The sequence below is a fragment of the Ectothiorhodospira shaposhnikovii genome (genome assembly GCF_016584105.1).
Classification (GTDB): domain Bacteria; phylum Pseudomonadota; class Gammaproteobacteria; order Ectothiorhodospirales; family Ectothiorhodospiraceae; genus Ectothiorhodospira; species Ectothiorhodospira shaposhnikovii.
In genome coordinates, this window is sequence record NZ_NRSM01000081.1 from 1 (window position 1) to 1,648 (window position 1,648).

At 62.3% G+C, this 1,648-nt stretch carries 1 pseudogene; it reads left to right on the forward strand.

Annotated features, from left to right (window positions below):
• The first annotated feature begins 77 nt into the window (after positions 1–77).
• Positions 78–1,618: pseudogene (locus CKO35_RS17470) on the forward strand (IS3 family transposase).
• Positions 1,619–1,648 lie beyond the last annotated feature (30 nt).

Consider the following 1,648-nt stretch of genomic DNA (forward strand, 5'->3'; position numbering starts at 1 on the left):
CCCCCGCTGGCAAAGTAGTTGGAACCTGACCTGCTGTTAGAATCTTAAACCCTGAAGGGGGCGACGAGAGGGTTCCGATGAAGTACTCCGAAGAACGCCGGGAAGCAGTGCTCAAGAAGCTGTTCCCGCCCAACAACCGGCCCATCTCCGAGGTGGCAGAGGAAGAAGGGATCAGCGCGGCCACCTTGTATCTGTGGCGGAAGCAGGCCCGTGATGATGGCCAGCTCCTGCCCGAGAGCGGGGCCGACTCGGAAGGCTGGAGTTCCCGTGACAAGTTCAACGCGGTGCTGGAGACCGCCGCGCTCAGTGAAGCAGAGCTGGCGGAGTACTGTCGCCAGCGTGGTCTATACCCGGAACAGATCCGGCGCTGGCGGCAAAGCTGCGAGGGCGCCAATGAACGGGCCAAGGCGGCGTCACGCCGGGAGAGCGAAGAGCTCAAGCAGGAGCGCAAGCGCAGCCGGGATCTGCAGAAGGAACTCAGGCGCAAGGAAGCGGCCCTGGCGGAAACGGCAGCGCTGCTGACCTTGCGAAAAAAGGCCCGAGCGATCTGGGGGGAAGAGGAAGAATGACCAGTGCCACGGATCGCCAGCAAGTTGTTGAACTGGTCAATGAGGCCCGCGCTGCTGGAGCGCGTCTGAAAAGCGCCTGTGCCGAGTTGGGCATTGGACTGAACACCTACCGGCGCTGGGCTGCCGGTGGTCACGACAAGCGGCCTGATGCCGTCAGACCCAAGCCCGCGAAGGCCTTGAGCGATGCCGAGCGCCAGGCGGTACTGGACGTGTGTCATCAGCCCGAGTTTGCCAGTCTGCCGCCGGCTCAGATCGTTGCACGCCTGGCCGACCAGGGTACTTACCTGGCCTCGGAATCCACCTTCTACCGGATTCTGCACGACGCCAACGAACAGCATCACCGGGGGCGCATGGCGCCGCCCCGGCAACCCGGTCCACCGCCGCGACATCGGGCGGATGGGCCGCTGCAAACATGGAGTTGGGATGTGACCTACCTGCCCACAGCCGTGCGAGGCCAGTTCTACTACCTGTACATGATCATCGACATCTACAGCCGCAAAATCGTGGATAGTGAGGTCTTTGCGTCGGAGAATGCCAACAACAGCAGCATCCTGATCCGACGGGCCGTGCTCCGGGAACAGTGTTGCCATGCGCCCCCCAAGTTGCATGCTGACAACGGCGGGGCCATGAAAGGCGCCACGCTGTTGGCCACCCTGCAAAAGCTCGAGATCAATCCTTCTTTCAGTCGGCCGCGCGTGAGCAACGATAACGCCTTCTCCGAGGCGATGTTCCGCACCTGCAAGTACCGCCCCGACTATCCGGCGAAGGGCTTTGAGAGCCTTGTGGCGGCCCGTGAATGGGTCCATCACTTTGTCCAATGGTACAACCATGAGCATCGCCACAGTGGCATCCGTTATGTCACGCCTGACGAACGTCATCGAGGCCTGGATCACGACATCCTGGCGCGCCGTCACCAGCTCTACCAGGCTGCCCGTGCCGTCAACCCCGAGCGCTGGTCCGGTGAGACCCGTAACTGGACGCCGGTGGGTCCGGTGTGGCTCAACCCTGAAATTCAAAATGATCCTCGTGCTTCATTAGAGGCTGCATGACCCGGGTTCCAACCACCTTGACAGCCGCCG